The organism is Methylocapsa polymorpha, assembly GCF_045689225.1.
Lineage (GTDB): Bacteria > Pseudomonadota > Alphaproteobacteria > Rhizobiales > Beijerinckiaceae > Methylocapsa > Methylocapsa polymorpha.
Window position 1 is genome coordinate 3,663,442 of record NZ_CP136862.1, and the last position, 24,609, is coordinate 3,688,050.

General features: G+C 60.6%; 22 protein-coding genes and 1 tRNA gene. 7 read left to right on the forward strand and 16 right to left on the reverse strand.

The window, feature by feature from the left end:
* Window positions 1-97: 97 nt before the first annotated feature.
* Window positions 98-1,315: a deoxyguanosinetriphosphate triphosphohydrolase gene (locus RZS28_RS16930; RefSeq protein WP_407338899.1), complete on the reverse strand. Its 1,218-nt coding sequence runs from the start codon at window positions 1,313-1,315 to the stop codon at window positions 98-100.
* 142 nt (window positions 1,316-1,457) lie between these two features.
* Between RZS28_RS16930 and erpA the strand changes: the two genes are divergently transcribed.
* The 3 genes from erpA to RZS28_RS16945 all read left to right on the forward strand — a co-directional run bounded on the left by erpA (window position 1,458) and on the right by RZS28_RS16945 (window position 4,763).
* The gene (gene erpA, locus RZS28_RS16935; RefSeq protein WP_407338900.1) at window positions 1,458-1,802 is read left to right on the forward strand and encodes an iron-sulfur cluster insertion protein ErpA; all 345 of its coding nucleotides are present in this window, start codon (window positions 1,458-1,460) and stop codon (window positions 1,800-1,802) included.
* 560 nt (window positions 1,803-2,362) lie between these two features.
* Window positions 2,363-4,321: a hypothetical protein gene (locus tag RZS28_RS16940; protein WP_407338901.1), complete on the forward strand. Its 1,959-nt coding sequence runs from the start codon at window positions 2,363-2,365 to the stop codon at window positions 4,319-4,321.
* A 211-nt stretch (window positions 4,322-4,532) separates the two neighbouring features.
* A complete protein-coding gene (locus tag RZS28_RS16945) occupies window positions 4,533-4,763 on the forward strand; it encodes a hypothetical protein (protein WP_407338902.1) in 231 nt (76 codons plus the stop codon).
* 341 nt (window positions 4,764-5,104) lie between these two features.
* On the opposite strand, the gene RZS28_RS16950 is transcribed toward RZS28_RS16945, so the two are convergent.
* The 9 genes from RZS28_RS16950 to RZS28_RS16990 all read right to left on the reverse strand — a co-directional run bounded on the left by RZS28_RS16950 (window position 5,105) and on the right by RZS28_RS16990 (window position 12,833).
* Window positions 5,105-5,341, reverse strand: coding sequence for a hypothetical protein (locus RZS28_RS16950; protein WP_407338903.1), 237 nt, complete (start codon window positions 5,339-5,341; stop codon window positions 5,105-5,107).
* A gap of 386 nt (window positions 5,342-5,727) precedes the next feature.
* Window positions 5,728-6,024, reverse strand: coding sequence for a DUF6525 family protein (locus RZS28_RS16955; protein ID WP_407338904.1), 297 nt, complete (start codon window positions 6,022-6,024; stop codon window positions 5,728-5,730).
* A gap of 961 nt (window positions 6,025-6,985) precedes the next feature.
* A tRNA-Pro gene (locus RZS28_RS16960) sits at window positions 6,986-7,063 on the reverse strand.
* Window positions 7,064-7,152: 89 nt separating this feature from the next.
* A complete protein-coding gene (locus RZS28_RS16965) occupies window positions 7,153-7,728 on the reverse strand; it encodes a MerR family transcriptional regulator (protein WP_407338905.1) in 576 nt (191 codons plus the stop codon).
* 95 nt (window positions 7,729-7,823) lie between these two features.
* Entirely contained in the window at window positions 7,824-8,138 is a 315-nt protein-coding gene (locus RZS28_RS16970) for an integration host factor subunit alpha (RefSeq protein ID WP_407341158.1), read from the reverse strand.
* Window positions 8,139-8,500: 362 nt separating this feature from the next.
* Window positions 8,501-9,493, reverse strand: a complete 993-nt coding sequence (locus RZS28_RS16975) for a beta-ketoacyl-ACP synthase III (protein ID WP_407338906.1) — start codon at window positions 9,491-9,493, stop codon at window positions 8,501-8,503.
* A 30-nt stretch (window positions 9,494-9,523) separates the two neighbouring features.
* The gene (gene plsX, locus RZS28_RS16980; protein ID WP_407338907.1) at window positions 9,524-10,609 is read right to left on the reverse strand and encodes a phosphate acyltransferase PlsX; all 1,086 of its coding nucleotides are present in this window, start codon (window positions 10,607-10,609) and stop codon (window positions 9,524-9,526) included.
* An 863-nt stretch (window positions 10,610-11,472) separates the two neighbouring features.
* Window positions 11,473-12,099 carry a YceD family protein gene (locus RZS28_RS16985; RefSeq protein ID WP_407338908.1) on the reverse strand — a complete coding sequence of 209 codons (627 nt, stop codon included), beginning with the start codon at window positions 12,097-12,099 and terminating at the stop codon, window positions 11,473-11,475.
* A gap of 206 nt (window positions 12,100-12,305) precedes the next feature.
* The gene (locus tag RZS28_RS16990; RefSeq protein WP_407338909.1) at window positions 12,306-12,833 is read right to left on the reverse strand and encodes a ubiquinol-cytochrome C chaperone family protein; all 528 of its coding nucleotides are present in this window, start codon (window positions 12,831-12,833) and stop codon (window positions 12,306-12,308) included.
* Window positions 12,834-13,268: 435 nt separating this feature from the next.
* On the opposite strand from RZS28_RS16990, the gene RZS28_RS16995 reads away from it, so the two are divergent.
* Entirely contained in the window at window positions 13,269-13,691 is a 423-nt protein-coding gene (locus RZS28_RS16995) for an outer membrane protein assembly factor BamE (protein ID WP_407338910.1), read from the forward strand.
* A 104-nt stretch (window positions 13,692-13,795) separates the two neighbouring features.
* On the opposite strand, the gene RZS28_RS17000 is transcribed toward RZS28_RS16995, so the two are convergent.
* From RZS28_RS17000 to ribH, 5 genes are all read right to left on the reverse strand, one after another.
* Entirely contained in the window at window positions 13,796-15,934 is a 2,139-nt protein-coding gene (locus tag RZS28_RS17000; RefSeq protein WP_407338911.1) for a sodium-translocating pyrophosphatase, read from the reverse strand.
* A 209-nt stretch (window positions 15,935-16,143) separates the two neighbouring features.
* Entirely contained in the window at window positions 16,144-17,139 is a 996-nt protein-coding gene (gene thiL / locus RZS28_RS17005; protein WP_407338912.1) for a thiamine-phosphate kinase, read from the reverse strand.
* Between the two features lie 281 nt (window positions 17,140-17,420).
* Window positions 17,421-18,527 carry a hypothetical protein gene (locus RZS28_RS17010; protein ID WP_407338913.1) on the reverse strand — a complete coding sequence of 369 codons (1,107 nt, stop codon included), beginning with the start codon at window positions 18,525-18,527 and terminating at the stop codon, window positions 17,421-17,423.
* 428 nt (window positions 18,528-18,955) lie between these two features.
* Window positions 18,956-19,420 (reverse strand): transcription antitermination factor NusB, encoded by a 465-nt coding sequence (nusB, locus tag RZS28_RS17015; protein WP_407338914.1) that lies wholly within the window; start codon window positions 19,418-19,420, stop codon window positions 18,956-18,958.
* Window positions 19,420-19,911, reverse strand: coding sequence for a 6,7-dimethyl-8-ribityllumazine synthase (gene ribH, locus RZS28_RS17020; RefSeq protein WP_407338915.1), 492 nt, complete (start codon window positions 19,909-19,911; stop codon window positions 19,420-19,422). The genes nusB and ribH overlap by 1 nt, the downstream gene beginning before the upstream one ends.
* 311 nt (window positions 19,912-20,222) lie before the next feature.
* Between ribH and RZS28_RS17025 the strand changes: the two genes are divergently transcribed.
* Both RZS28_RS17025 and RZS28_RS17030 read left to right on the forward strand, forming a co-directional pair.
* Window positions 20,223-20,522: a DUF1330 domain-containing protein gene (locus RZS28_RS17025; protein WP_407338916.1), complete on the forward strand. Its 300-nt coding sequence runs from the start codon at window positions 20,223-20,225 to the stop codon at window positions 20,520-20,522.
* A gap of 102 nt (window positions 20,523-20,624) precedes the next feature.
* Window positions 20,625-22,487: a PHA/PHB synthase family protein gene (locus RZS28_RS17030; RefSeq protein WP_407338917.1), complete on the forward strand. Its 1,863-nt coding sequence runs from the start codon at window positions 20,625-20,627 to the stop codon at window positions 22,485-22,487.
* Between the two features lie 39 nt (window positions 22,488-22,526).
* Here the strand turns inward: RZS28_RS17030 and RZS28_RS17035 are convergent, their stop codons facing one another.
* Window positions 22,527-23,030 (reverse strand): response regulator transcription factor, encoded by a 504-nt coding sequence (locus RZS28_RS17035; RefSeq protein WP_407338919.1) that lies wholly within the window; start codon window positions 23,028-23,030, stop codon window positions 22,527-22,529.
* Window positions 23,031-23,076: 46 nt separating this feature from the next.
* On the opposite strand from RZS28_RS17035, the gene RZS28_RS17040 reads away from it, so the two are divergent.
* On the forward strand, window positions 23,077-24,609 hold the full coding sequence (locus RZS28_RS17040) for an AAA family ATPase (protein WP_407338921.1): 1,533 nt from the start codon (window positions 23,077-23,079) through the stop codon (window positions 24,607-24,609).

Sequence of the window (24,609 nt, forward strand, 5' to 3'; positions counted from 1 at the left end):
AAGATCTTTCGCCGGAGCGGCTGGCGGTTCGGGCCGAGAAAACGCAACAAAACAAAAGGATAGCGAAGGTCAACTAGGCCCGAATGAGGCAAGCGCTCTAGCGTAAATCCGGAGCCTCGTCAAAAAGCCTGTGATGTTCGGCGACCGCATAACGATCAGTCATCCCGGCGATATAATCGCACACGAGCCGGGCGCGCCGCGCTTCATCGGAGCCGATCCTGGCCGCCGCCTCGGCCCATTCCTCGGGCATCAACTCCGGCGACTCGAAAAATCGCGGAAAGAGATTTCGAATAATCTCGGCGGCCTGATCGCGAACGCGGGTCAGGCGCTGATGCCGATACATGTTTTGAAACAGAAAGCTCTTGATCAGCCGGTCAACGCTGGTCGTCGCCTGAGAAAAGCCGATCAATGGCAGGCTTTGCCTGCGCACCTCCTCGACGCTCGCGACCCCGCTCGCCGCGATCCGACGCTGGCTTTCCTCGATCGCGTCCTCGATGAAATGAGTGATGACGCGACGGACAAGCTCATGGATGACCCGCGCAGGCTCGAGGCCAGGATAGAGCGACTCGATTTCGCTGCCGATGTCGCGCAGGAAATCGACCTCGGCGATCTGCGAAAAATCGATGAGCCCAGCGCGCAAGCCGTCATCGATGTCATGCGCATTATAGGCGATGTCGTCGGCGAGCCCCGCGGCCTGGGCCTCCGCGCTCGCATATTGGGCGAGCTCGAGATTCTGAACCGCATCAAATTCGACGATCGCTGCCGGAAGCCCGCGCTTGGCGTTGCGACCGACCGGCGCGCCGTCCGGCTGCAAGAGCGGTCCATTATGCTTGACGAGACCTTCGAGCGTCTCCCATGTCAGGTTGAGGCCGTCGAAGGCGGCGTAGCGCCGTTCGAGCTTGGTCACGATCCGCAGCGCCTGCGCATTATGGTCGAACCCGCCGTAAGGGCGCATCAGTTCGTCGAGCGCATCCTCGCCGGTATGTCCGAAAGGCGTGTGGCCAAGATCATGCGCGAGGGCGAGCGCCTCGGCGAGGTCGTCGTCGAGGCCAAGCGCCCGCGCGAGCGCCCGCGCAATCTGGCCGACCTCGAGGGAATGGGTGAGCCTCGTGCGGAAATGATCGCCCTCATGCGGCACGAAGACCTGGGTCTTGTGGGCGAGCCTTCGGAAAGCCGTCGAATGAATGATTCTGTCGCGGTCGCGCTGAAACTCCGTCCGCGAAGGAGAGACGGGCTCCGCAATGAGGCGGCCGCGACTCCGCGACCCATCCGCGGCGTAGGGCGCGCGCGCGGGCGGAAAAGCAAAAGCTTGCATGAAAGTCCAGTTCCCCGGCGCGACTTATTGCAGTTGCTGGGCTCGCGACATATGTTCCCTATTCCAAAGCGAAGCAAGCGCGCCGCTATAGCACGTTTATTGCTTGCGGTTTTGGCGAGGTTTTCCACCCGAGGTTTTCAAAATGACCGAAGTCGCACTCGAAGCCCCTGTCGAATTGACTGAAGCCGCCGCGCGGCGCGTGGCCGAGATCTTGAAGACCGAACCCGCCGGCTCGGTTTTGCGGGTTGGCGTCGATGGCGGCGGATGCTCGGGCTTCACCTATACTTATAATGTCACGACTGAACGGTCCGAGGATGATCTCGTCTTGGAGCGCGACGGCGCGACCGTGCTCGTCGATCAGATTTCGCTGGAGTATCTGCGCGGCTGTCGCATCGATTTTATCGATGACCTCATGGGCCGTATGTTCAAGATCAGCAACCCAGCGGCCACCGCCTCTTGCGGCTGCGGCTCCAGCTTCGCGGTTTAGGACCGAAATAGCATAGATTTCATGCCCTTGTAGGGCGAGGCGGGGCCATGGCGCGACGGCCTCTCGTCCAGAGGAGCGCTGTCCTTCGCCTCGAAGTGGCCGGCCTGCGTAGCGCTTTGGCCTAACGGCATATTTTGTCGCGGCTTGCGTCGCGTCGAGGACCACACTAGCCAGCTCGGGCTATTTCCTTGGCCGAGCGAGCGAGACCCCAAGAGGCTCGCACAATCGCCGCGAGCCGCCAGAGTCCGCCGACAGGCCCATGGCCTCACCCAATGCTCCAATCAACTATTTGATAGGCGGTTGTATGGCGCGCCCATGTCGCGCAAATCTGGTCGCGTCGGAAAACCGACCTTACCCGTGCATTTAAACGGCTTGCGCATCCGCCCAAGGAATGTTGACTGTCGTCAGGTCGTATCACGGCCGACCTGAAGCCTAGCCGGCAGAGGCCCATTATCCGCGCAACGTTGAAGGCCAGAGCAGCGAAAGCGAGAGCTGGTTTCGCGAAGAGGTCGCGTAAAGCTAGGGCATGGGATCATTTCATTCTGGCTAATGAGGTTTGGATGCTTTGGAAAGCTGTTTGCCTCGCCGGCGTCTGTCTGTCGGCTTTCGCCGCGTTCCTTGGCGGAGCGACCGATTTCATCGCCGATCGCGCCGCGCGGCAGGCTTTTGATGCGATCGCAGCCCATGCGCAAGCTCTAAAGGCGGACCGAATCGTCGCCGACCCTTCGCGCGGCGAAATCAGAGTCGCCGGCCTAAGCTGGGATGAAGCGGGCGTTTCCGTTCATATCGGCGCGCTCCGGCTTGCCGCCGAGCCCGTGGCTTTTTCCGTCTCTGCGGCGGCGCTTGCGCAAGCTGCTGCGGCGAGCGCCGAGGACGTGACGGTCAAGACGGCGCTTGCGACCGTGAAGATCAGCCGAATCGATCTTGCTGGAACGTTTTTGTCGGCGGTCGAGCTCGCGCAAATCCTCGATGCCAAAAGCGCAATGACTATTGGCGACAGGATCGCCAAGATTTCCGCGGCGGCGATTACGATCCCCGAATTGATCACCGAAACGAAACTTGGGTCCCTGGCCCAGAAGGTCGTTTATCGGAATATTTCGCTCACGGGAGTCGTCAAGGGCAAAGCCGCCGCCGCAAGCGCCGAGGGCGCGAGCTTTTCCGTGTCGGATCCCGAAGCCGGCGACACGGAGGGCGCTTACGGCCATTTGACCGCGAAAGCAGTCGATCTCGTCCTTGCCGCCCGGATCATGAGCGGAACGCAAGATGATCCCGCCGAGCCGAAGACGGCGCTCTATGACAGTTTCTCGGTCGAAGGATTTCATCTTTCAAATGCGACGGCGCATTTCGACCTCGGGGTCAAAGCCATGTCGGGACGCGGCGTAAAGGGGCGGCCTTTGCGCATGGCTTTGGCCGGGGCGCCGGAAGACGATCAGACCTCGCGCGAACGCAAGAAACGCATCGCGCTTCTCTACGCCGATGTCTTGGAGTCGATCGCGATCGACGGAATGGACGCAAGCGACGTCAGGCTTGTCGTGCATGGCGCCCAGGAGCCTGTAAGCCTTTCGATTGACCATGTGTCGATGACGCAATTCTCCGGGATGGAGATTGGTGGATTCGCCCTGCAAAATTTCGCGCTCGCGAGCGAGAGCGCGAAGATCGGGATCGAAGGCTTTTCGCTTCGCAAGCTCGATTTAGGAAGGTTGCGGGAGGCGCTCGCTAAGGCCTCGGCGAGCGATGAAGACGCTGCGCGGAGCGCGAATGTTGGCGCGGCGATGCCAGCCGTAGAGGAAATGGTTTTGACCAAGCTCGACGTTGATTTCGTCGAGACGAAAACAGGCCGCGAAGGCGCCCGCGGCGTCTTCAGCGCCGGTCGTTTGGAAATCCGGGAATCGAGCCAAAAGGACGGCGCGCCAATTCAGATGGACGCCAAGCTTGAGCATTTTACGCGCGCCCTCGACCAGGACGACGGCGGCGCGTTCAAGGATCTGAGCGATATGGGCTATTCGCAGCTCGATCTCTCGAGCCGGATCGCGATGACCTGGGACGAGGCGAAGCAGGAACTTGCGATAGGGACGATGTCGCTCGAAGGCGCCGATATGGGCGCGATTCAAATCTCGGGTCTTTTCAGCAATATCACAAAGGATATTCTATCGCCCAATCGGGAGGTCGCAACCGTCGCCGCCTTGGGAGCGCTCCTGAAAAAGATCGATGTGCGTATTGAAAACACTGGCTTTTTCGAGAGGGCGATCGCGGCGCAAGCGGAGCGCCAAAATAAGTCGGCTGGCGCGCTGCGCCAAACCTATGCAAGGGCGGCGATCGCTTTCCTGCCTGCTCTGCTCGACAACGGGCCAGAGGCGAAAGCCATCGGCTCGGCGGTCGCAAAATTCGTCGTCCAGCCCAGATCCCTCCATCTCGTCGTGGTCGCTCCGGACGGCCTTGGCTTGTCGGATTTGACATCGATACAGGCGCCGGGGGCGCTTCTGAAAAAGCTGGATATCAAGGCCGCGGCGAACGAATAGGTTGGCGGCTGCGCCCTTCTTCTCCGTTGGCGGGCGTTGGCCCTCGCGCGGATTGATCAATCCGGTCGAGACGAAACTCGGCAAGATTAATCATGCGAGGCATGCCCGAAAACAATAAAGCGGCTCGATATTTTCCGAGAGACGCTCTGGCGCAGAACTTCGCTCTGGTGTATGTGGCGCTTGCTTTTAATTCGGCGCGTGGAGACAAGACGTGGCTTTACCTAAAATAGAATTCCAGATTGGCGGCAAGGAAATCGAGGCGTTTACCCTTGATGATTTGAGCAATGGCAGCTACGAGGTCATGTTCATCGACAAGGCGACGCAGAAAAATCTCGCCAGCTATACGGTGCAGAACCAGAAGTTCAAAGAAAAGGGCGCGGTTTACGACATTTCAAAATTCTTCGATTTCGCCGTGTCCGAATTCAAGACTATCAACGGTTAGCGCCAATCACGATCCGGCGCAGCGAGCCGATCGCCGGGGCCAAGCGAAAGTGGCGGCTCGCGGCGCGCGGATTTGAACAGGCGGATCGACTTTTCTAGGATTTGCCTGAACGCGTGGTCGCGCCGCCTTCGGCGACAAGCATACGGCGGCAAGGATCCTGACTCGATACGAACTGCGCCAGTTTCGAGAGGCGAACGGACCTGCGCCGCGTCACGCGAGACTGCAGGGAGCGTTCCCAGGCAAAACCCGCCCGACGCGACGATGATCTCAAAGCCGCCGCCGAAGCGGCCTGGTCTCGCCCGTCAAGGCGCGCTGGAAGAGGCAGGCCGAAAGAATTTAATCTATTCGACTTCTTTATAGGGACCGGCCTCGCCCGGCTTCAGGCCGAGCTTCTCGAAGGTCTCTTTCGGCAGATCGATGACCATGGAGACAATATGGTCGTCGGTGAGGTTGAATGTCTTGATGACATTCAAGACCGCGTCATCCTCCTTGGGAACCCAAGACGCATAGAGCTCCACTTCCTGGTCGCCCTCCGCGGGGTTCCCCGAAGTCACCTGAATTAGCCATCCTTCGAACATTTTCAGTTTCCTATTTTCACGCCTTCGGAGGTCCAACTTGATCGATCTGGCGCAAGTCCTTGTCGATCAAATGACGTCATCCGACCGGACACTGCGCTAGAGTCTCGGTATTTTCCCCTGCGCGGTCTCAAGCCGGTTCGGCCGGCCTCCACGAGATTCTGCGCATTGACCCGAGAGCAAAAAGGGCGCCGCTTCGTTGCGCGGGATTGCGCAGGCGCGCGACTAGCCGACGCTGCGCCAACCAGCTTCGCCTTAGCCCCGGCCGTTGTCCAGCCAAAGGGAAGCCGCAGACTTGGCGCGAATGCCGCGTCCACGGCCGATCGGACCGCGATCACAGGCATGAGAAATCCCGACAGGAACATACTTCAATGGAAAACGACCAAGCGTCAGCGGCGCCACCAATAGCCTGTCTTGGCCGGGTAATGGTAGTATCTTAGCCAGTTCGCCTGGACATTGCGCGCCGCGCGCGGATGATCCGGTCCGTACATGACATAAGCATCGATCGGCAGACGCCTCTGCTCGTCTTCCAGAATCCGCGCGATCACGCCCTCAATGGCCGCGCCGAGCTCCAAGGCTCCCAGGACCAAGGTCGCATCCCAATCGAAAGCGGCGTTGGCCAGGGTCTTTCTGAGCGAAGGGGGAAGCGAGTCATAGCAGTCGAGCTGCTTTTTCAGATTCCGCATGGGGGCCTCGGCCAGGATCAAAATGACGGCCCGACCCAAAAAGTGCGATGGCCAGTTCCAAATCTAAACCCAAAGGCTCGAAAGAGAAAACTCTTTCCCTCAGCCTACGCCGCCGCTGCGCCTCTCGCCGAGTCATAGACCCACACGCAAATTTCAATAAAAATATTGAAGCCTGCGCACCGGCGCTCTGTGACGGCCTGATCCGGGGCCTATATGTCATTGCCATGAAACGCTCTGGCGATCATATGGTGCAAACGCTAGCTGCTCAGCTTATGGCATGTTTGCTGACGCTCACATCCGGCTATGGCGGCTGCATCAGCGTAGGCGCAGTCATCTCCGCCTCCGCAGCAGATGGGGCTGCGTCGTCCCCAAAGCCGATGCTTCGAGGCTGCCAATTGCGAAAGGGAGCCGCAGGCCCGTCATTTCAGACGCGCGGCGTCCCCGACCCTCGAAACCCCTGCGAAGAAACGCCAACCGTCAAGGTGGAGCAATTGCCGTCGCGCAGCGGGCTTTCGTCTGTCCTGCGGTACTCCTATCGCGGCATGGTCCCGGTCGTGTCTCCATTGGCGGGACCGGGAGGGCATCCAAAGATGCCGTCGGGACCACAATGGGGACCGAAGAGGCTTCCCCCGAAAGGCTACCCGCTTTCAGATCCTTATCAGCCGCCTTATGAGCCGTCGCTGAATCGCCAAGACCTCGTGGACCAAGTTTATTGGTCTACGCATGACACGAGAGGGAATATCATGCCTTGGCTTGGCCCTTTCGTCATTGGTCCCTATTTCGATGACGTGAACGCGGGCGAGGGAGATCCATGATCCTGCCGGCATGAACAGCGCGCGCATTGGCCGCGAATGCGCCATGCCTCGCCCTACTGACGAGCCGCCGTAAGCCGAGGGCTTCGCGGAGGGAACAGGCGGCGAGTTCCCGGCGTAGGAGCCAATGAGCCAATGGATCGAAATGATGGTCGGAGTGGCGGGATTCGAACCCACGACCCCTAGTCCCCCAGACTAGTGCGCTAACCGGGCTGCGCTACACTCCGACGCCGGCACTTATAGAGAAAGCCGTTCCGGCGCGCAACGCTCCGCGCGCCCACGACGCAGAACGGTCGCAGTTTAAAAAGCGCGAAGGTCAAACGCGGCGGGCGGCTCCGAGGATGCGCTCGCATTCCTCCAATTCGGCCACAGCCGCCCGCAGCCTCAAGGCGTCCTCGACCAACAAAGAGCTAGGCCAGATCGCCTCCCGTCCGGAGAGGCTCCCGCCTTCGCCTTCCGCGCCAGACAAACCGGAAGGCTCGGTTGGGAGTTCCGTTCGCCGCGACGCTGCAAATTCATCGGAGACGTGGCGGGCTTCGTCTTTTGTCCAGGCCGCCTCGCCTTGCGCAAAAGGCAGGTCTCCTCCCGCATCGGGGCGAGAATCCGAACCTTCATTGTGCGCCGCATAGCTCGTGGCGGCGATGGCGCGGACCCCCTGCTCCTTCAGAAGTCGCTGCACGCCCTTGATCGTATAGCCTTCGCCGTAAAGGAGGCGCTTGATCGCACGCAGAACTTCGATGTCATGCGGGCGATAGAAGCGTCGGCCGCCGGCGCGCTTCAGCGGTTTGATCTGGGAAAACCGCGTCTCCCAAAATCGAAGAACATGCTGCGGAAGATCGAGATCTTCGGCGACCTCGCTGATCGTCCGAAATGCGTCGGCGTTTTTCTCCATCTCGCCTACGGCTCCCGATTGTTCCTCTTGACCTCGTGCGCCAGCGCCGAGCTGATCCCTCGCAAGCGATCCGCCCCTACTCCCGAGCCGACGCCCTAGTCACTTTCATCCTCGGCAGCATGTCCATTGATCCGCGACTTCAGCACGCTCGACGGCTTGAACACCATGACGCGGCGCTGCGTGATCGGCACTTCGATCCCGGTCTTTGGATTGCGTCCGATACGCTCCGATTTCGCGCGCACGACGAATGACCCAAAGGACGATAATTTGACTGTCTCGCCACTGGTCAAAGTCTCGGCCAGCTCATTAAGAACCATTTGCACCAGGACCGCCGATTCCTTGCGAGAGAGTCCCACGCAACGGTAGACCGCTTCCGCCAAATCGACTCGGGTGATCGTGCGAGAGTCCAACTGCGCCAAGGAATCGGCGATCGGCTCGGCGCAGGGCGCGCCAGTCTCCCCAGCAGCGGACGTGGCTGCGAACTTTATCATTGTTCGATCTCAATAATCGGTCCGTTCATTCCTAATGGAACGAACTAAGCGCAGCGCAGGAAAGCCGACCGACCAACCCAATTGGATGGCTCCCATCCAGAGGACGGGACACAGCCGACTCTTGTTGATAGTGCAAAATCCATTTGCATTTAAGACATATCGGAGCCGTCGGCCAGAATAGGTCGGTTCGCGCGCAATATCTCTTGGATCGTTCTTGCGTCCTGTGCGCGAACCATCCAAGTCTGAAACAAATTTCACATCAAATCAAGGCGCTTGGACGCTCACCAACGAATGAGCGCGGACGCCCAGGTGAAACCGCCGCCCATCGCTTCGATCATCACGAGATCGCCCTGCTTGATCCGCCCGTCGTCGCGCGCGACCGCCAAGGCGAGTGGGATCGAAGCCGCGGATGTGTTGCCATGCAGATCGACAGTGATGACGACCTTGCCCGGCGCGATGCCAAGCTTTTCGGCGGATGCGTCGATGATGCGCCGGTTCGCCTGATGGGGCACGAACCAATCAAGATCCGCTGCGGTCGTCCCAGTCGCGCGGAAGGCTTCGGTGACGACGTCTGCGACCATTCCAACTGCATGGCGAAAGACTTCCCGGCCGGCCATGCGCAAATGTCCGACCGTCCTCGTCGTGGACGGCCCTCCGTCGACATAGAGTTTGTCGCGATGCCGTCCGTCGGAGCGAAGATGCGAGGTCAAGACGCCGCGATCGCGCGCGGTTCCCTCTCCATGCTGCGCTTCGAGCACGACGGCGCCAGCCCCATCGCCGAAGAGAACGCATGTCGTGCGGTCGGTCCAATCGACGAGACGCGAGAAGGTCTCCGCGCCGATGACCAAGGCCCGCTTGTGCGATCCGGACAGCAAGAACTTGTCCGCCGTCGCCAGGGCGTAGACGAAACCTGAGCAGACAGCCTGAAGGTCGAAGGCCGCGCCATGGGTCATTCCGAGCGCCGCCTGAACCTGGGTCGCGACGGATGGAAAAGTATAATCAGGCGTCGACGTCGCGACGATCACGAGATCGAGGTCGGCCGCAGTCAAGCCGGCGTCGGCGAGAGCCGCTCTCGCGGCGTAAAGGCCAAGCTGCGAAGTCGGTTCGTCCTCGGCGGCGACATGACGCTGCCTAATGCCGGTCCGTTGGACGATCCATTCGTCAGTCGTCTCCAGAACCTTTTCGAGGTCGAAGTTGCTGACGATGCGCTTGGGAAGATAAGAGCCGAGCCCCAAGACGACGGAGCGAAGCTTGCCTGGCGCTGCATCTGTCACGATGAATGATCCATGGAAAATCGAAGCCCCTTACGAACTCGACCGCGCCGCTTCCGTCTCGCCGGCCGCCGGGGCCTTCGACGGCTGGGATTGTCCTTCGTGCGAGAGCGCGAGCGTGGCGCGTATCCGGCCCAAAAGTTCGTGGCGAGCGATCGTATAGCCGATTTCGATCGCGACCGCGGTTCCGAGAATGTCTGAGCCGCCATGGCTCTTGATCACCACGCCTTCGAGACCCAGAAGCACGCCGCCGTTGACGTTGCGCGGATCCATCTTCGCCTTCAGCGCCGCGAAGGCGCGTCGCGCGAAGAGATAGCCGATCTTGGACATCAGGTCGCGGCCGAGTTCTTCACGGAGATATTGCGCCATCTGATTGGCCGTGCCTTCCGCCGTCTTCAAGGCGATATTGCCGGCAAAGCCCTCGGTGACGACGACGTCCACGGTTCCCTTGCCGATGTCGCCGCCCTCGACGAAGCCGAAATAGTCGAGGTTGGGCAAAGCAGCCTGACGCAAGAGGCGCGACGCCGTCTTGACCTCTTCGATTCCTTTGATTTCCTCGACGCCTATATTCAGCAAGCCGACGGACGGACGTTCGACGCCGAGGACAATTCGCGCCATGGCGCAGCCCATGATCGCGAGATCGACGAGATGCTGGGCGTCGGCGCCGATGGACGCGCCGACATCGAGGACGATCGTGCGGCCCCGGATGGTCGGCCATATGGCCGCGATCGCCGGCCGGTCAATATTGGGCATTGTGCGCAGGCAAGTCTTCGCCATGGCCATCAATGCCCCGGTGTTGCCGGCCGAAACCGCGACATCGGCTTGATTTTTTTTCACCGCCTCGATCGCCAGCCACATTGACGACGCCCGACGCCCGGCGCGCAAGGCCTGGCTCGGTTTGTCGTCCATCCGGACCGCGACGGTCGTATGGCGCACGGCCGACACGGCCGCGAGTGGCGGACAAGCGTCGAGATGCGGCCGGATCAGCGCTTCGTCGCCGAAAAAGATGAATTCCATGTCCGGGCGTCGCTCGAGCGCGCGGGCGGCGCCCGGAACGATCATGTCGGGTCCGTGGTCTCCGCCCATGGCGTCAAGCGCAATTCGAACTGGCTTTATCATAAAATCCGGAACTCCGGCTCGCCGCGAGCTGCGCGATTGGCGGCAAGCGAAACCATCAGGAACGACAAAAATGGACGACTCGCCCAATTTGGGCGGAGGAAGAATGTCGGGCGAGCCATTAGGCTGCGCCCTAAGCCTGGGTTCGGAGACTTGAGGGAAGCGTCGCGCGGATTTGGCGCGGATCTTCGCCTCGCGGCGGCGGTTGGGTCATTTTCTGTTCTGCCGTCCGCAACGCTCGAATGTAGGGCGGAGATTACTGGCGGTAATAGAGCTCGAAGCATACGCATCTCGATTATGGCCAACGGCGCCTGCGACTATACTCGACCTTCGCTCGCTTTGGCGCACGCCCTGGCCCAACGCGGCCACAATGTTCGGGCTCGCTGCCCCGCCTAGGTTGACCCGACGCGCCGCCGGATGCGGAATGGATGTCCGACTCCCTGTCGCAACCCGAGGCGAAGTTGTAGGACCGAAACGGAAAAAACTGCTCGCCAATGGTCGTCGGCCGATCTTTGCATTTCGGAACGCGGTCGGTCTGCCCAAGCGTTATTCCCTCAATATGGAGCCGGCGACTCCATGCCATGGCGGCAAGAACCGAACGCGTCGTTGGAGCGACGTTTAGCAATTTTATCGTTTCGACAATGGGTAAACACTGGGAAATCCCCTTTGTTCAAGCTCTTTTTTCAACCCTTGCCGCCGAACGGTGCGTTTCCGAGCATTTTTTTCCTTATTCGCCGCAAGCTTGGCGCGGCTCCATCAATCGCGTTACCCACCAATGGACGTTCCCGCCGGGGGACAAAGGAAGAGCTCGCCGTAGATTTAGGTCGCGGCCGGAATGACGGTGAACGCCCCCAATTTGCGCCGCTCTAAGAGCCCTCCTTAAGCTTTTTCAAGACCGCGAAAGGCGAGACCTTTTCGAGCGGATTGTTGGAAAAACCGGTCTCGTCGAAGCTCGCGCCAGGCTTCCTCGGATAAGGGTCAAGGCTCAAGACAAGAAACTCCTCGACCAGGGCGCCGAGATCTATCCGTCCGTCAATGATGGGATCGGGCGGGTCGCGCTTCACGCCGAAAGAGTCCGCCCACCCATCGCCGGCGTCGATTTCCGTTCCGACCACGCCCGACAGTTTCGCCGCTTCTACGGCCGACGCAAAATCGACGTCGATATCGGCGCGGATCTTCGTCTCGAAAGGATCGAGGCTGACGACGCAGGTCTGCACAACCTGCGCGCGCAAAACTCCGGAGACGTTGAATCTCATCCCGGCCTGCCTCGTCACGTCGAGATCGGCCTCGAGCTTGGCGACGGCGACCAAGCCGTCGCTTCGCGCGATCGCAGCGCACTCGGCCTCGTCGGCGCGAAGCGAAACTTCAATCCCGGTCTCCGGGACGTCTTCGACCTTGAGGAGCCGAGAGAAATTCGCCGTTTGGCGCCTCGGCTCCGCGTTGCCGGCGTCTCCCTTGCGGGATCTTGGACTGGGATCGCTCCTGGATTTCATCGCAACCGCCTCCTTATGCCCGCAGCGGAAAATGCCGACGCGCTTCGACCCGTTCTTCCTTCGCGAAGTTCCGCCTCTTTGCAAAATGATAGCGAAATTTCCGCAATTTCGCTCGATCTGACTTACGGTCGATCCAATTCGAGAGGCTCACTTCGCCGTGGGATAATGCGCATCTGCCGTCAACAGTTGGTTGGCCCGCAGCGAATTCAAAGAATGGCCGAAGGCTCAGGAAACGGGACCGGGCCCATGGTGAACGCCTCGATCGGCGCCTTGGCCAACGCGCGGTCCGCCGCCCCGACATAGCGCGCAAGGCGGTCCGGATTCGCGCGATCGGCATAGACGTTTCGCGCAAGCGCCGCGGCGAGCGCGGTCTCGCCCTTGCTCAGGGCGAGGTCATAGGCTGCGCCGCGTCCGACGAAGGCCTCGGCAAAACTTTTCATGCGTTTTGGCACTGCGATGTCGCCGACGCCCATTTCCCGCAAAGCCATCTCGAAATGGCGGAACAAGGCGTCCACCAGGTCCTGCGCCATTTCAGGCGCTGGCGGCGCCATCGCATTGAGCCGCCGTAAAACGAGAGCCGCATGCAGCGTAACGGCCTCAAACCGGCCCTCGAACGTGTCTTCGATCGCATATTCCGTGAACAGGATGCGATTACGGGCCGCCGCCACGATCTGGCCGTGAAGGCGCTCGATCAATCTTCGATTGGCGGCGCGGCGGAAGAACGGGAAAATCATGCTGCGCAACTTCAATTTATAAATCTGACGATCTACGAGCGACTTTTCAAGCCAAACTGGCGCCTAAGCGCCGCCCTGCTCGGAAGCTCGCTCCTTCGCTAGCTTGCATTTCACGTGGCTCGGAGTTAGGCATCGCGCGGCTTCGGCGCAACCGCAATTCGCGCAGGTCGGGCCAAATCTTTGGGCGGAGGCGCGGGCGCCTGCCAGGTTTGGACCTCCCGCTCGAATACCAAAAGTTAGGATCGCGCCATTAGTATGCCACGAGAAGTCGCAGGCTTTCGGATCGGATCATGCGACAAGGCAAAGAGACAGGAGCGCAATCGTCTCGATTGAAAGCGATCGCGCGTCACGCCGGAGGCTTGAAGAATGTGGTTCGATAGAGCGCCCGCAGCTCGCGATATGAAGACCTGCGCGTCGGGTTGGGGATCAGTCCGCTTGAGATTCGCTTTGGCGGCGGCGCTCGCTTTGGGGCTTGGCGGCTGCCTCGGTTATAATGGCCAAGTCGTCCATGGCTATCAGCTCGACGCGAAGACGATCGATCAAGTCAAGCCTGGCGCTTCGGCGGAGCAGATCCTGGTTCTCCTCGGCACGCCCACGACGACGTCCACCGTCGGCGGCGACGCCTGGTATTATATTACCCAGGTCACCGATCGCAGCCTTCAATTCATGCAGCCGAAGGTCATCGACCAGCGCGTCTTCGCGGTCTATTTCACCAAGGCGAAAAAGGTCGACCGGGTCGCCAATTACGGCATGGAAGACGGCAAGCTTTTCGATTTCGTGTCCCGCACGACGCCGACGGCCGGAGCCGAATCGACCTTCCTGAAAGGCATGTTCCTCAACCTGCTGAAATTCAGCTAAAAGCCAAGTCCGGCCAAATTGCGCAGGAGACGGACCTGGAGCGTGATCTATCATGCTCCAGGCCCGCCGCGAAGTCTTTCGACCCTTCGTGGATCACGTCCCACTCAATGCGCGAGGATCGCGAGCAGCAAGAGCGCGACGATGTTGGTGATCTTGATTGCCGGGTTCACGGCGGGTCCGGCCGTATCCTTATAAGGATCGCCGACGGTGTCGCCGGTGACGGAAGCCTTGTGCGCGTCGCCGCCTTTGAAATGCTGGACGCCGTCCTTGTCGATAAAACCGTCCTCGAAGCTCTTCTTGGCGTTGTCCCAAGCGCCGCCGCCCGACGTCATGGCGACAGCCACGAAAAGCCCGTTGACGATGACGCCGAGCAGCGAAGCGCCGAGCGCCGCAAAGGCCGACGCCTTCGAGCCGGAGATCAGAAGGACGCCAAAATAGACGACGAGCGGGGCGAGCACTGGCAGCAAGGAGGGCACGATCATTTCCCTGATCGCAGCCTTGGTCAGCATGTCGACTGCGCGGCCGTAATCGGGCCGCTCGGTCCCTTGCATGATTCCAGGCTTTTCGCGGAACTGCCGCCGCACTTCCTCGACGACGGACCCCGCAGCCCGGCCCACCGCCGTCATCGCGATGCCCCCAAAAAGGTATGGGATCATGCCGCCGAAGATCAGGCCGGCCACGACATAAGGATTGGATATGTCGAAAGAGACCGCGCCAATTCCCTTGAAATAAGGAAATTGCACCGGGTTCGCGATGAAATATTCGAGATCGTGGCTATAGGCGTTGAAAAGCACAAGCGCGCCGAGCCCCGCCGAACCGATCGCATAGCCCTTGGTCACGGCCTTCGTCGTATTGCCGACCGCGTCAAGCGCGTCGGTCACGCGCCGGACCTCTTTGGGCAGACCCGCCATCTCCGCGATGCCGCCGGCGTTGTCGGTCACCGGGCCGAAAGCGTCGAGCGCGACGATCATGCCAGCGAGGCCCAGCATGGTGGTGACGGCGATCGCCGTGCCGAAAAGCCCGGCAAGCTGGCTTGTCGCAATGATGCCGCCGATGATGACAAGCGCCGGCAACGCCGTTGATTCGAGCGAAATGGCGAGGCCTTGGATGACATTGGTGCCGTGTCCAGTCACCGAGGCCTGTGCGATCGAAAGGACGGGTCGCTTTCCGGTACCGGTGTAATATTCGGTGATGACCACGATGAGGCCGGTCACGAGAAGCCCGATGAGCCCGCTGACGAAAAGATGCGAGCCCTTGATTACGACGCCGTTGGCGGAGCCGATGTCGCCCCAGCCGACGGTGAGCTGGGTTGCGATCGCGAGGCCGATGATGGACAAGAGGCCGGCCGCGATCAAGCCTTTGTACAATGCGCCCATGATCGATTGATTCGCGCCGAGCTTGACGAAATAGGTGCCGGCGATCGAGGTGACGATGCAGGTCGCGCAGATCGCCAGCGGATAGAGCATGGCGGAGGCCAGAACTGCCTGGCCGGTGAAGAAGATCGAGGCGAGGACCATGGTGGCGACGACGGTCACCGCATAGGTTTCGAAGAGATCGGCCGCCATGCCGGCGCAATCGCCGACATTGTCGCCGACATTGTCAGCGATCGTCGCGGGATTGCGCGGGTCGTCTTCCGGAATCCCCGCCTCGACCTTGCCGACGAGATCGGCGCCGACATCAGCTCCTTTGGTGAAAATGCCGCCGCCGAGACGGGCGAAGATCGAGATCAAGGAGGCGCCGAAACCGAGAGCGATCAGCGCGTCGATCGTCTCACGGCTGTTTTCAGCATGCCCGAGCGGCCCGGTGAGAATGTAAAAATAGACAGCGACGCCGAGCAGCGCGAGGCCCGCCACGAGCAGCCCCGTGACCGCGCCCGCCTTGAAGGAAATATCAAGTCCGGCGGCGAGTGATCGCGAGGCCGCTTGCGCGGTTCGCACATTGGCGCGCACCGACACATTCATGCCGATGAAGCCCGCGGCGCCTGAGAGAACGGCGCCGATCAGGAACCCGGCCGCGATCGTCCAAGAGAGAAACAGGCCGAATGCGACGAAGATCGCGACGCCGACGCCAGCGATGGTCAAATATTGACGCTTCAAATAGGCTTGCGCGCCCTCAGCGATTGCGCCGGCGATTTCCTGCATCCGGGCCGAGCCGGGGTCGGCAGCCAGCAGTTTCGCCGACGTCACGACGCCATAGACGATTGATAAAAGTCCAGCGAGAATTATGAGCCAGATCGAAAGCATCGGTTCCTACCCTGCAGTGTTGTTCTTGGCTTTCCAGCCCTTCAATGATCTTCGGGATCATGAAAGCGCCGCAACCTTTTGTCTTGCGGTATTTTCCATCGTCGGCTGGCAAGGAGGCGCTTCGAAGCCCGTCCGCTCGCGCCCGATCGGTGAGCTTTGCAGAAAGCGCCCACATAGGCAATCGCAAGCGGCGTGGGATGGTCGAGCTGTTAGAAATGCTGATATGACGCCTTGGCGAAGACCAAGGCTTGTCCTTCTGCATCCTTGAACAAAGGCGGGGCTGCGCCCTGCAGGGCTGTGCCGATCGCGCTGACCGTGAGCCCTGCAGAGGCGGCGGCGGCTTCGAATCCCAAGCTTCGGTCGGGTGGAACAGCGCAAAGAATCTCATAGTCGTCGCCGCCTGTAAGGATCGTCTCTATCAGCGTCGGCTCCGCCTCGAGGGCCTCCCGCGCAGCCTCAGATAGTGGAGCCGCGGCGGCGGCAATCTCGGCTGTCATTCCAGCAAGACGCAACATTTTGACGAGATCGCCCGCGAGCCCATCCGATATGTCCATGGCCGCATGCGCATAAGCGCGAAGCGCTTCGCGCAAAGCGAGGCGGGGCTGCGGCAAAAGGTAGCGGTCGGCGAGATAGGCTGCGGCTTTGGGGCTCAAGGCGCTCGTCCAATGGCGGTCGTCCGCCGCGGCGAGACGCAGCCTCAGGCCGAGCGCCGCATCGCCGATCGTCCCCGTCGCATAGATCAGATCGCCCGCCGCCGCTCCGGCGCGCTGAACCATTCGCCCGCTGGGGACGGCGCCGATGGCGGTCACAGATATAGCGAGCGGGCCCGGCGTCTTCACGGTGTCCCCGCCCAAAAGCGGACAGGCGTAGGCTGCCGCATCCTCGCCTAGTCCTCGCGCGAAATCCGCGAGCCAATCCGCCGTCCAATCCTCCGGCAACGCGAGGCCAAGAAGAAAGCCGCGCGGCTCAGCCGCCTTGGCGGCGAGATCGGACAGGTTCACCCGCAAGCTTTTACGCGCAATGCAATCGGGCGGGTCATTCGGAAAGAAATGCACGCCGCCAATGAGGACATCCTTGGTCAGGACGATGTCGCAGCCCGGCGGCGGCGCGAGGATCGCCGCGTCGTCGCGCAGCCCAAAGGCGCCAGGCCCGGCGAGCGGCGCGAAAAAATGGGCGATCAGTTCATCTTCTGACGGGCGCGTCAAAGACGTCTCGCTTAACGGTTGTATCCCAGATCGAATGTTAGCGATGGGTGCGGTCTTCGCTCAAGCCGCAGGAATGTCGCCAGTGCGTCGCAGCAGCCGTTTAAAAATGGGCGGCATCTATCCCCACGCCTCGGCTTCGGCGCGGCTTCTGAAGCGCGGCTTGCCGTACTGGCGATGAAGCTGCGCAGCGGCAGGCCGCCACTTAATCGAGAAGCGTCCGGCGGACGCTTCTCGTCATCAACGCCCACATGTCGCTGCGGTAGGCCGCGAGCGCCAAATCATCAGGGTTGTTGTACGCATCCAATCGACGGATCGTTGCCGCCGTGCCCCGAGCAGAGCTGATCGCCGGATCCCTGCCCGCATTGACAGCTTCCGTCGTTGCAATGGGCGCAAATCTGTGGCGGAGGCGCCGCATGCACCGCGGACGACCAGTAAATACCTTGATCGTCGTGAACGCCCTTCCAAGCGGCGAAAAGCCGGCCTTCAAACACCGCAAGGGAGGGGCCTTGCGACGTGCCGACGCCGTTGATTCTTTCTTGGCCCGCCCAGCTGTTTCCATTGAAGCTGGACCAGTAGATCCCCTGATCGTCGTGAACGCCCTTCCACGCGGCGAAAAGGCGGCCTTCAAACGCGGCAAGCGACGGGCCAAACGAGGTTCCGACGCCGCCTATTTTCTGTTGCGGCGCCCAGCTGTTTCCATTGAAGCTGGACCAGTAGATTCCTTGGTCGTCGTGAACGCCCTTCCAAGCGGCGAAGAGCCGATTTTCAAACACGGTCAATTGCGGACCGTTGGAAGAGCCGACGCCACCAATTTTCTGCTGGGGCGACCAAGCGTGACCGTCGAAGCTCGACCAATAAATTCCCTGATCGTCATTGACCCCCTTCCACGCGGCGAAAAGCCGGCCTTCAAACACTGCAAGGGAGGGGCCTTGCGACGAGCCGACGCCGTTGATCCGCTGCTGCGGGGCCCAAGCCTGTCCGTCGAAGCTCGACCAGTAGATCCCCTGATCGTCATGCACACCCTTCCACGCGGCGAAAAGGCGGCCTTCAAACACGGCAAGCGACGGGCCAAACGAGGTTCCGACGCCGTTTATTTTCTGTTGCGGCGCCCAGGCGCTTCCGTTGAAACTGGACCAGTAAATGCCCTGATCGTCGTGAACGCCCTTCCAGGCGGCGAAGAGGCGGTTTTCAAACACAGTCACCGAAGGTCCGTTGGAAGAGCCGACTCCGTTGATATGCTGTTGCGGGGCCCATGCAAGATTTTGAGCGCGGGCGTCCCCCATGAACGAGAAAACCAGCACCGCCAGCGCGAAAAAAGCGGTCCGCGCGAGACGTCGTTCATGCACGGACCAGGAAGACAGAAAGCGTCTTGTCGCTATTGCTATCATGATGAACCCCTAAAAATTGCGATTTTGAAAACGAGGGCTCCTAAGCCCTTTGTGATAATAGGGCGCCGTCAACGTTCGGACGAGTAAGCTCTGCAAAAGCGTTTAAACGATGAAGCGACGGCGTATAGAACAACGGGTAGTCAAGCTGACTGCCTTGAGCGGACTGTCTGCTACGAGTCGATATTGTAAAAAAGTCGGAAAATGAGCGGGGACGAAAATCCTGACTTTGCGCGCGAAGGCCGTTTGCCGCATGATCGCTGTGTCCAATCTATATGAAGGCCGCACGTTGTAAAACGCGTCTCTCTGCTGAATCCCCAGCGCATTTTTCTTGGAGCCGGCCTCGGGCCTCTGGCGTTGTGATCAACGACGAAATTTGAGTCTTGCAAAAGTATCGGTCGCAAGCGCAAATTCGATCAGGCCCTGCCCACTCACCCACGCGGCTCGAATTCATCGGCGCGCAGGCGTCGCGCGAGGCCGTCCAGCACGGCATTGATCATTCCGGCCTCTTCGCGGCCGAAAAACGCGCCTGCGACATCGACATATTCCTTGATCGCGACGCGCGCTGGAATATCGGCGCGCTTTTTCAATTCATAGGCGCCCGCGCGCAGAATGGCGCGCATCACCGCATCGACTCGCGCCAAAGGCCAGCCTTCAGCCAATGTCTTGTCGATGAGCCTGTCGATCGGCCCTTGGTCGGCGAGCACGCCGGTAAGAATGTCGCGGAAAAAAGCGACTTCCGCCGCCTTATATTGTTCGCCTTCGATCTCGCAGCCGATCCAGAAGGATTCGAATTCGGCGAATATCTCATTCAAGCCTTTTTCCGTCACCTCCATTTGATAGAGCGCCTGAACGGCGGCGAGGCGAGCGGCGGAGCGTCCATCGGCATTGGCCATCAGTGCGCCCCGATCTCGAGCTTCAGGCGATAGAGAGAGAGCGCGGCGCGCGCGGCGTCGCCGCCTTTGTCGCCCTGATTAGGACTGGCGCGTTCCAGCGCCTGCGCCTCGTTCTCGACAGTGAGAATTCCATTTCCCAGCGCGAGCTTGCGGGCGACGGCGAGCTCCATCAGGGCGCGCGCGCTCTCACTGGCGACAATCTCGAAATGATAAGTTTCACCGCGAATTACGCAGCCGAGCGCGATCGCCCCGGCAAAGGGTTGATTTCGCTCCTGCGCATGATCAAGCGCGATCGCCAAGGCGATCGGAGCTTCAAGCGCCCCCGGCACGTTCACGAGATCATAAGCGGCGTCGGCCTTGGTCAGGGCTTGTTGCGCGCCTTCGAGGAGCATGGCGCCGATAGTGTCATAGAAACGCGCCTCGACAATGAGGAAACGCGCGCCCTTGACGCTTGCTTCGGCGGAGGCGAGGGATCGGCGCGGCTGGGCCATGTCTATATATTCACTCCGGCAGCGTGGGGTGTGAGCAAGGCTTCGCCAGGCCAACCGGCTTCGAGTAACAAGCGAAGTGAGCCGCCGCAAGCTGAAAGCGCCCGGTCGCGCCGCGCAGATGACGCAGGCAAATTTGAAATGATGAAATAGCGCTGATCGAGGGCGCTTACGCCACGATCTTCTGTCGCGAGCTGGACCGGCGTCCATATTCCAAATGTCATACCTTTACTATATTTTATTCCACTGCTTTCGATTAAGGCTTCATCTGGATAAGCGCTCAAGTCCCGGGCCGGCCGTTCGGAGACATCATCATGCCGGCATATTTGATTTCCGATCTGTCCGTTCGCGACGCGGAGGCCTACCAGCGCTATCGAACGGGAGCCGCCGCTTCGATAGCGCTCTATGGTGTTCGATATCTGGCGCGCGGCGGCGCGATCGAGTCGCTGGAAGGAAGCTGGGGAGCGCAAACGATTGTCATCGTCGAATTCCCGAATATCGAGCAAGCGCGCGCTTGGTATCGCTCACCCGAGTATGCGTTAGCGCTCGAGGCGCGGGACCAAGCTCTCGCTCGCAACCTTATCCTCGTCGAGGGCGTCAGCGATACGGCTTGAGAACGGCCATTTTCACGTCGGGCCGTGAGCGCGCGCGAGCGGCAGCGATCATGCCGAGCGACGCGGAACCGAGTTTCAATTTCAAATTAGCAGGAGGATCGAATGCCGGAGGACCTTGCGCTCCAAACTGACTCCGAGCCCGATCATCGCGGCTTGGCGGCGCGCGAACCTGCCCTTGCCAAGGCTATCGCGCCTATAGCTCCACGCGCCCCCTCGCCTGTGATTGAGAGCGCGGAGAAGCATGAGATCGATCCGCTGGATGCAGCTGCAAGCCTCGTCGACCACGCCTTTCACGGAATGCTCGCCAAAGTGACGAACGGCCTCTCGCCTATGGCGCTTGGCAAGGCTTTCGCCGATTGGGCGGTGCATCTCGCCCTCTCGCCGGGAAAGCAGATGCAGCTTATTGGCAAGGCGGCGCGCAAGTCAGCTCGCTTCGGCGCGATCGCGGCGACCTCATTCCCAAGCCGCCGGTCGTCGCTTGGCATCGCCCCCCTGCCCCAGGACCGGCGCTTTGTCGCCGAGGACTGGAGCATTTGGCCCTATTATTTGCTGTCGCAAGGATTCCTGCTTCAGCAGCAATGGTGGCACAATGCGACGACCGGGATTGGCGGCGTCACCAAGCAGCATGAAGACGTCGTCGCCTTCACCATGCGCCAGCTGCTCGACATGCAGTCACCCTCCAATTTCATCTTAACCAATCCTGTCGTTTTGCGCCGCACTTTTGAAACCGCCGGCGCAAATCTGATGAATGGCTTCGCCAATCTGATTGACGACTGGATCAGGCTTCAAGGCAACGCCAAGCCGGCTGGCCCGGAGGCTTTCAAGCCTGGACGCGCCGTCGCGGCGACGCCAGGCAAAGTGATCTACCGCAACCGTTTGATCGAATTGATCCAATATGCCCCGCAAACGGACAGCGTCAGGACCGAGCCGATACTTTTCGTGCCGGCCTGGATCATGAAATATTACATTCTCGATCTTTCGCAGCAGAATTCCCTTGTGCGTTACCTCGTCGGGCAGGGCTTTACGGTGTTCATGATCTCCTGGCGCAATCCGGACGAATCCGATCGCGATCTTTCGATGGAGGATTATCGTAAGCTCGGCGTCATGGCGGCGATTGATCAGATCAGCGCCATTCTCCCCGGACGTAAGATCCATGCGGTGGGCTATTGCCTCGGCGGCACGCTTCTCTCTATCGCGGCGGCGACCATGGCGCGTGATGGCGATGAAAGGCTGAAAAGCATATCGCTCTTCGCGGCTCAGCTCGACTTCACCGAGGCCGGCGAGATCACGCTGTTCATCAATGAAAGCCAAGTCAACTTTCTTGAGGAGCTCATGCGCAGCGAAGGGTTTCTTCAAGGCGGCCAAATGGCCGGAGCCTTCCATCTTTTGCGCTCGAATGACCTGATCTGGTCAAAGGCCGTCCATGAATATTTGATGGGCGAACGTGAGCCAATGATCGACTTGATGGCGTGGAACGCCGATGAGACCCGTCTGCCCTATCGCATGCATTCGGAGTATCTGCGCCGCTTGTTTCTTGACAATGATCTTGCGGAGGGCCGTTTCGAGACGGAGGGACGCCCTATCGCGCTGAACGACATCCGCGCGCCGATCTTCGCCGTAGGGACGGAGGGCGATCATGTGGCGCCCTGGCATTCGGCTTTCAAGATTCACCTTCTAACGGACACAGATGTCACATTCTTGCTGACCTCCGGCGGGCATAATGCCGGGGTCGTCTCGGAGCCGGGCCACAAGAGGCGACATTTCAGGGTTCATCGCAAAACGGAGCATGACCATTATCTCGACCCGGATCGGTGGCTTCAACAGGCTGAATATCATGACGGCTCCTGGTGGCCCGAATGGGCCAAATGGCTCGCCGCCGCGTCGACGGGAGAGCAAAACCCGCCGCGGTTTTCCGACGAGACATCTCTCGGCGATGCGCCCGGAACATACGTGCTTCAGCCTTGATCCGCGCCAGCGCGTTTTCCAGCGTCGCCTGAAAACGCGCTAATGATCCCCAAGCGCCTTCCGAATGCCTTCGAGCAGACCATCGCCGAGATGCGGCTTACGCAAAACCAGCACAACTCCGGCGTGGGCCGCCTTTTGCTCGATCGCGGGATCTGGGTCCCCTGTGATGAGAATGGCGGGGAGCGAGGAACGCCGATCGCGCAGCCGCGCCAGAAGCGTCAATCCGTTCATTTCGGGCATGTGATAGTCAATGACGAAACAGCCTTTCTCCGGAAGAGCGGGCAGCAAAAGAAGCGCCGCGCCGCTTTCAAACGCGTCGACTTCGAACCCTTCCGCCTCCAGCAGGAAGCGGAGCGATCCCAAGACAGGGAGGTCGTCGTCGACAAGGATGACTTTCGCTGTCTCGGATTGCGAGGGCGAAAAAACTGTAGCCTGCATCAACACGCCTGCTCTTGCATCTTGGCTCAGAATGACGCCGTTTAATTTTGGACTATGTCCGACGCGAAGCAGCGCCGCGCTGATATAGGTCAGCTCTCTTTGCATTATTGGGCGAGGATTTTAGCCCGCCTGCCGAGACCGTGGATTGGTCATGGGACCTCATGTCGTTCAGGACCAAAGCGACATATTCGCCTTCCTGGGCGACCCGGCGACGCACAAGCTCGCGGAGCCGGTGACCCGCATCGATACGCATGGGGCCGCTGTGTTCCTGGCCGGCTCGGACGTCTACAAGGTCAAGCGGGCGGTCCAATTTCCTTTCATGGATTTCTCGACGCTCGAAAAGCGCCGTCTCGCCTGCGAAAGCGAGCTTGCCGTCAATAAGGCCAATGCGCCGGATCTCTATCTCGGCGTCGTTCCGATTTCGAGAGACGCCGCCGGCCTGAAATTTGGCAATGGCGGCACAATCGTGGAATGGGCGGTTCATCTGCGCCGCTTCGATGAAAATCGCACCCTCGATCGCCTCGCCGAACGCGGCGAGCTCGATCTCGAAATCATCGCCAAGCTTGCAGACGTCGTCGTCGCCTCGCACCGGCGCGCCCCTGTGGTCGTCGGCAAGCGATCGACCCTGTCGATCGAGCGCCAGATCGAAGAAACCTTGGACTCGCTTGCCGCTTCGCCCGATGTCTTCGCGGCGCTGGCTGTTTCGGAGCTTCGGCGGCGTATGACCGCCGCGTTCGAGCGCGCCGCGCCACTCCTGTCAGCGCGTGAAGCGCAAGGACAGGCGCGCCGATGCCATGGTGATCTTCACCTGCGCAACATCGTGATGATCAAAGGGACGCCGGTCCTATTCGACGCCATCGAATTCGACGAATCGCTCGCGATCTGCGACATTCTCTACGATCTCGCGTTTCTCCTGATGGATCTTTGGACGCGCGGCCTGCGTCTCCACGCCAATCTGCTGCTCAACCGATATTTTTCGATCTGCGACGAGCCGGACAAAGAGATCGAAGGCCTTGCCGCCCTCCCCCTTTTTCTTGCCTTGCGCGCCGCTATTCGCGCCAAGGTGGCGAATCTCGAGCCTCAGAAGAGCGAGGCCGCTATCGCGCTCGCTCAGCATAATTTCGCCGCGGCTTCTGCTTTCCTTGAGCCTGGCCGACTCGAGCTGGTCGCGATCGGAGGTCTCTCCGGAACCGGCAAGAGTTCGCTCGCGCGCGCGCTGGCCGCGTCGATTGGACGCGCGCCCGGCGCGCTCCATCTGCGGAGCGACGTTGAACGCAAGCGCCTCTTTAAGCTTGCCGAGTTCGATCGCCTGCCGGACGCGGCGTATCAGCCCGAAGTCTCGGCGATGACCTATGCCCATTTGCGCCGATTGGCGGCGATCGCGCTTGCCGCGGGTCAAAGCGTGCTGATCGACGCCGCGCATCTCAAAGAGGAAGAGCGCTTCGCCGTGACTGAACTCGCCAGCCGCAGCGGCGCGCGTTTCACCGGTCTTTGGCTCGATGCGCCGACGGCCGTGCTCAGCGAGCGGGTCGCAAAACGAGGCCATGATGCGTCGGATGCGACGCCGGCGATCGTTGCGGCTCAGGCGAAGGAGCCCCTTGGCGTCGTCGAATGGCGACGACTCGACGCTTCCGGTCCGCTCGAGACTCTTGTCGATCAGGCTCTTGCCGCGATCCAAGGCTGA

Coding starts and splice junctions, on each gene's coding strand:
- RZS28_RS17010 (WP_407338913.1), bottom strand. CDS start 18,527: ATGATAGCAATAGCGACAAGACGCTTTCTGTCTTCCTGGTCCGTGCAT.
- RZS28_RS16990 (WP_407338909.1), bottom strand. CDS start 12,833: ATGATTTTCCCGTTCTTCCGCCGCGCCGCCAATCGAAGATTGATCGAG.
- RZS28_RS16985 (WP_407338908.1), bottom strand. CDS start 12,099: ATGAAATCCAGGAGCGATCCCAGTCCAAGATCCCGCAAGGGAGACGCC.
- nusB (WP_407338914.1), bottom strand. CDS start 19,420: ATGGCCAATGCCGATGGACGCTCCGCCGCTCGCCTCGCCGCCGTTCAG.
- RZS28_RS17030 (WP_407338917.1), top strand. CDS start 20,625: ATGCCGGAGGACCTTGCGCTCCAAACTGACTCCGAGCCCGATCATCGC.
- RZS28_RS16965 (WP_407338905.1), bottom strand. CDS start 7,728: ATGGAGAAAAACGCCGACGCATTTCGGACGATCAGCGAGGTCGCCGAA.
- RZS28_RS17025 (WP_407338916.1), top strand. CDS start 20,223: ATGCCGGCATATTTGATTTCCGATCTGTCCGTTCGCGACGCGGAGGCC.
- plsX (WP_407338907.1), bottom strand. CDS start 10,609: ATGATAAAGCCAGTTCGAATTGCGCTTGACGCCATGGGCGGAGACCAC.
- RZS28_RS17040 (WP_407338921.1), top strand. CDS start 23,077: ATGGGACCTCATGTCGTTCAGGACCAAAGCGACATATTCGCCTTCCTG.
- RZS28_RS16940 (WP_407338901.1), top strand. CDS start 2,363: ATGCTTTGGAAAGCTGTTTGCCTCGCCGGCGTCTGTCTGTCGGCTTTC.
- RZS28_RS16955 (WP_407338904.1), bottom strand. CDS start 6,024: ATGCGGAATCTGAAAAAGCAGCTCGACTGCTATGACTCGCTTCCCCCT.
- erpA (WP_407338900.1), top strand. CDS start 1,458: ATGACCGAAGTCGCACTCGAAGCCCCTGTCGAATTGACTGAAGCCGCC.
- RZS28_RS16950 (WP_407338903.1), bottom strand. CDS start 5,341: ATGTTCGAAGGATGGCTAATTCAGGTGACTTCGGGGAACCCCGCGGAG.
- ribH (WP_407338915.1), bottom strand. CDS start 19,911: ATGGCCCAGCCGCGCCGATCCCTCGCCTCCGCCGAAGCAAGCGTCAAG.
- RZS28_RS17035 (WP_407338919.1), bottom strand. CDS start 23,030: ATGCAAAGAGAGCTGACCTATATCAGCGCGGCGCTGCTTCGCGTCGGA.
- RZS28_RS16930 (WP_407338899.1), bottom strand. CDS start 1,315: ATGCAAGCTTTTGCTTTTCCGCCCGCGCGCGCGCCCTACGCCGCGGAT.
- RZS28_RS17000 (WP_407338911.1), bottom strand. CDS start 15,934: ATGCTTTCGATCTGGCTCATAATTCTCGCTGGACTTTTATCAATCGTC.